Below are 5223 nucleotides of genomic sequence, written 5' to 3'. Positions count from 1 at the left end.
TCGAGTGCAATTGCAGGCCACGCGCTGCGCGGGTCGTGGGGCTAGCGCCCAGAACGTGAGAAAAAACAACAGAAATCAGGGCTATTACATTTAGGAACAGATAGTTAGCTTGACGAACATGAGAAAAAGCAGTACAAAACGGTCAAAAACCGCGGTTTTGTTGCGCATTTACAACGCCTGGGTGCGCTTTGCCGGCGGCAATTCCGGTGGTAGGAATCAAAATGCGTAGATGTCACGCGTGGTAGAACGCTCCCCTACCCTACTCCCCCTTTTCTGTTCGTGCGTCCGGTTAACGAACCTAAACGTGGGGAGCACGTGCGTTAGACGGCGAGGCTCCCGCTGGTGAGTGTTTTGCTCCGTAACGGTCGTTAGCCCCCTCGATCAGTCGCCCATAACGCCGGCAGATATCGACCTTTTTGGGGTGCAATTGCAGGCGACCGCCTGCGCGGGTCGTGGGGCTGCAAGTGACCAGAGACGTAAAAACCCTATGAAAACTAGTTAAAATATTGGCAGCTAATTCTTTAATTCAAAATTCATGAGACTGGGCTGACAAAAAGGGGCGAAAAAGGCCCTTTTTGTGGTAAATCTGCCACAGTTTGTCTGCTTTTTAGGCTGCATTCGGATAGAGGGATTGAAAACCAATGAACACCACCTTGCTAGAGCAGCTTTTTACGACCCCTTACTTTTCTTCTTCTCTCCTCTCGCTGTTCAGTTCATCTGTCCTCTGAGTTAGTCGAGCTGTATGGCAACGCAATTACCGAACTAAGCGTTTGACTGGAGGTGTTCGAGAGAAGGCATCCTAATCCTACATACAGAGACCTTCTTATGGCGGTGGGGATAAGATCCTTCTACGTTTTCAAGGACTATCTAATCACCTAGTCTCTCTGAGTAAGTAAATTCGTCTCACAGAGTGCTACTCGCGTGACATGTTAAATAGGTATGAGACAAGTGTACGTTACACTGCCGCTTCTGAAAAGTTTCATCGTTCTATATTCTCCGTTTTTTAAGAAGTCCCTATTTGGTAATGCCGCGGCGAATACGCTGCTTACGGGTTTCTTCCTGCTGCCTAATATGAGCTGGTCGCTCTTCAATGGTTGCCCCCTCAAATAATCGGTCTAAGGCCTCATGCAAGGCCTGTTTTTGCGTGTACTCATATTGTCCGTTAACCCGTTTGGTGTGCACGAAATCCTTGAGACGGTTCATATACTGCTGTCCAATGATGAAAGTCTGACGCACATCTACATCTTCACCTGTAACACTATCATTTTGTGCCGTGATATCAGCACCTATGTTACTGGTAACACTAGTGTTACTAGTGTTATTATTTGATTGTATGGTCACTGATTCATCATTAGCAGATACCTTCTCCTGCTCTAGAAAATCAAGGATATCCTTTTCAGAGTTACGCTTCGGCAGTTCCACCTTAGGCGTGAGTTGTTTGAACGATTTGGCCATGAATTAACGAGTCAGAATTTCTTTTACCAGGGTTTCATAGTCCGCGGCGCCGGCACTAGTTGGCGCATAGCTGAAAATATCCTGCCCCAGGTGCGGTGCCTCGCCAAGGGCAATAGCCTCGCGGATGGTGCTGGTCAATACCAAATCGGGATATTTATCGCGCACCACTTCAGCTGTTTCGCGGCGTAGTACTTTACGGGGATCAAAACGAGTGAAGAAGATTCCCCCAACCTTCAAGCCTGGATTCAGTCGGCGCTTCACTCTTGCCACCATTTCCAGCACTTTCTCTAGACCTTCGGTAGCGTAGAGCTGCGCCTCCAGCGGAATATAAAGGTCCGTGGCGCAAGCGTAAGCATTGAGAGTAATCAACCCTAATGCTGGTGGACAGTCGAGCAGGATATAATCGCACCGCTCATGCAGGGGTTCAAGCAGATCTTTGAGTAGGAACTCACGATCCAACTCGTCACCCTTTACTTTTTCGAAGCTGGACAGGGCCGGTGAGCCAGCTATAAGAGCCAATCTCTCCTGGATGGGATAGGCCTTTACCTTATACTCGTGCAATAAGGCTCCATATACGTTGAACTCGGCATCTAATAAGCCCAGTCCATGTGTCAGGTTAACTTGAGGATCCAAATCAACCAGCAGTACTCTGTGTCCGGCCCTTGCCAAGCCCGCGCCAATGTTCGCTGCGGATGTGGTCTTGCCCACGCCCCCTTTTTGGTTGGTAAACGCGATAATCTTGCTCATACGGCAATACTACAACAGAATCGGTATTATATCCATGTTATAGGGTAATACTACTGTTATGCATCTTACTCCTGTTACATGTGTTCTATGTATTACTAGTGTTACTCATGTTATAGGTAAATCACATGAGTAACACTAGTAATACATGGAACAACTCTTAAATGAGTATTTTCAACATAGGTGTGGTACTAAGTCAAACAGTTTCAGCTTTGATCTCTACTCACACCAATACTACTGGCTTCAATTACCGCTTAGTTTAGTATCTGCTCCATTGCCAATCTATTCTTGGAGTCACGGACAATAGATAAATACTTATAAAACGTGGTTTTTGGAGAGTAAGCTTATAAAACGTGAGAATAACATTCTTTTATTCAAATAAACATGAGAAAAGTACAATCACCGAGGCCTGTTGTACGATATATACGGTTTTTGCTTGTTTGTTGCTTGTTCTGAAAAACCACGTTTTATAAGTCAAACCAATATCCTAAAAGCTAATCTGATCTGTTAACAACAATATTGTGAAAACTTGTAATATTTATCTATTTGCAGGGAGTGTAACTCGTTGATTAGCAAAAGTATATAAGAGTAATAAACCACTTTTTATAAGTTTTATACCACTTTTTATCAGTTAAGACGCACGTTTTATAAGTGAAAAACCACGTTTTATAAGTCTAACCACCACGTTTTATAAGTGAAAAACCACGTGCAAAAATACTAGTGGTTTTTATGCTATAATTATTTATCTTGGCGAGCAACTTCCCTTCATATGCCCCAAGATAGCACGCAGTTAAAGGAGTTGGCAATTCGCCAGCACAACGCTATTACTACCGCCCGGTACGATTACTCAGCTTGTCAGCTTGACATCCTGTTCTATGTGCTATCCAAGTTGAAGAAGGATGACGGTCCCGATACGCAGTATTGTATCTACGTCAAGGATATTGAGAACCTAACGGGGCGCAGTTGGAACTATCAGCAACTACGAGAAGCCACCGCTGATATGGGCTCGCGTATGTTCGAAGTGGAAAACGCTCAGGTCTACAAGCAGATCTGGATGTTTCAGAAGGTAGAGTACATCAAGGGGAAAGGGTATCTAGAAATAGAGCTATCCCGGCACATCCGGCCTTATCTCTACGAATTAAAAGACAACTTCACCTCCTATCAGCTTCATTCTGCCCTTAAGCTGACTAGCAAGTACGCCAAGCGTATTTATCAGCTAGCCAGTCAGTGGAAAGACATTGGGGAAACCAAGGCCTATGACCTTGAAGACTTCAAGCTAATGCTCAAGCTCAAAGATCCTGCAGGCAAGGAGCCGGAGCAGTTTCAAAATATCAGTCAACTCAAAGCTAGGGTGCTCGATATTGCCGTGCGTCAGATCAACGAGCACACAGATCTACAGATTGACTACCAACTACAGAAGAAGGGGAGGGCCTTCACTGGAGTACGCTTCTACGTACGCAAGCAACAGCCACAACAGCTACCCATTCTATTTACTGATATTCAAGATGACACCCGTACCCAGCTAGCTCGTCAACACCTAGATTCGCTTGGTATTGCGCAGGCCGAGCTTATGCAACAAATCCTCAACGAGCCACGCTTGGTTGATGAGCTCTTCAAATTCATGTACAAGCTTAAGACCGATAAGGTGAAGGCCGATCGTAATCCAGGTGGCTTGTTTCTGAAGATGCAGGGGCTTCGATAGAACGAAAAACCACTTTTCATAAGCTAAGGCCTACTACTAGCTTATTAGGTAAAGTATGATTTTGAATAACATTAGTAACACTGATAATATTAGTAACGTCAATAACACACATATGTAAATCTACCTACATATTCATAGGCTTTGGTATTTACTGGTTAAGATGTAACTGTCTTCGCTCTTGCAGTCTGAAGCAAGTAAATAGTAAGCAGGGTTTACCCAGACAGGTCCGCGCCTTGGTTTACCACGCCCTAGCCCTGGAGACCAACGCCAGCCTGCCCCCACACGCGCGTCGTACGGCTCATGCCCGCTCCGCTACCAGCCGCTGCAGATCTTGGGCATTTTCAAAGGCGGCGCCCATGGTATTGTTGAAGTAGGCATACACGTCTTTCCCTTCTAGCAGGTAGTCGTGGATCTGCTCGGCCTGGTCGTGCAGAAAGGCGCGCTCATAGGACGCGCGGTAGTTGCCCTGCGGGCCGTGGAAGCGCAGATACACAAAGTCTGCCTCCTCGTTGAGCCGGGCGTTGCGGCCGGGGCCTTTGTCGTGCCGCACGAGGCTGGCGCCGTGGTGGTCCAGCAGCTCAAACGTCTCCTCGGCATACCAGCTGGGGTGGCGAAACTCCACCGCTTGGCGCCACTCGTGGGCGGGGTCGGCCGCGGCCAGCGCCTGCAAGAGGGCCCTGACTGCGGGTAGCTGGCGAATGGTGGTGCTGGGCGGGAACTGCAGGAGCAGGCAGCCCTTTTTGGGGCCCAACGCACGGGCTGCCTCGAGAAAGCGGACCAGGCCGGCGAGGTCCTCGGCCAGCGCCTTGGGGTGCGTAATATCGCGCCACAGCTTGAGGGTAAAGTCAAACGCCGGGCCGGTTTCCGCGGCCCAGGCGGCAAACGTTTTGGACTGGGGTAGGCGGTAGAAGGTGCTGTTGATCGCCACCGAGTTAAACCGGGTGGCATAGTAGGTAAGGCGACTCGTGGCTTGGTAGGCCGCCGGAAAGGTGGCCTTCGGGCCGGGCACGACGAGGCCGCTGGTGCCCGTGCGCAGGGTGCCAAGGAGGGTAGGCATGGGAAGGAGTTATAAAGAAGGTTCGGGGTATAACGTGCCAGGCTGCCTCGGCGTTTTACCCCAGGCGCCTCTTCATAGGGTCCCAACGGATCAACTGCTGGTCCTCATAGCGCTCTTGGCAGGCCAGGCAGGGGGCTGCCGCTCGAAGGCCCAGCCCGCCGCCGAAGCCACCGAGCGGCGCTTCCACTGGGTGTAACGTGGCGAGTGCTGTAGTGCTCCGGAGGGCCTTTTCCTATAACGTACTGTGAAGGAGCGTGGCTGTTGC

The 5223-nt window shown here is 49.0% G+C and carries 4 protein-coding genes; 1 reads left to right on the top strand and 3 read right to left on the bottom strand.

Translation table 11 applies throughout. The features are described from left to right. Positions 1 to 1014 precede the first annotated feature (1014 nt). Both BXP70_RS28690 and BXP70_RS28685 read right to left on the bottom strand, forming a co-directional pair. Positions 1015 to 1455 (bottom strand): hypothetical protein, encoded by a 441-nt coding sequence (locus tag BXP70_RS28690; RefSeq protein ID WP_086597557.1) that lies wholly within the window; start codon positions 1453 to 1455, stop codon positions 1015 to 1017. 3 nt (positions 1456 to 1458) lie between these two features. Then, positions 1459 to 2202, bottom strand: a complete 744-nt coding sequence (locus tag BXP70_RS28685; protein ID WP_086597556.1) for a ParA family protein — start codon at positions 2200 to 2202, stop codon at positions 1459 to 1461. 766 nt (positions 2203 to 2968) lie between these two features. On the opposite strand from BXP70_RS28685, the gene BXP70_RS28680 reads away from it, so the two are divergent. Beyond that, complete coding sequence (locus BXP70_RS28680; protein ID WP_086597555.1) at positions 2969 to 3901, top strand: replication initiation protein; 933 nt, start codon at positions 2969 to 2971, stop codon at positions 3899 to 3901. Between the two features lie 298 nt (positions 3902 to 4199). On the opposite strand, the gene BXP70_RS28675 is transcribed toward BXP70_RS28680, so the two are convergent. Then, positions 4200 to 4958: a DUF72 domain-containing protein gene (locus tag BXP70_RS28675; RefSeq protein ID WP_086597554.1), complete on the bottom strand. Its 759-nt coding sequence runs from the start codon at positions 4956 to 4958 to the stop codon at positions 4200 to 4202. Positions 4959 to 5223 lie beyond the last annotated feature (265 nt).

Origin of the sequence: Hymenobacter crusticola (genome assembly GCF_002154225.1) — a bacterium.
In the GTDB taxonomy this organism is placed as follows: domain Bacteria; phylum Bacteroidota; class Bacteroidia; order Cytophagales; family Hymenobacteraceae; genus Hymenobacter; species Hymenobacter crusticola.
This window is presented reverse-complemented; position numbering and strand designations above follow the sequence as displayed.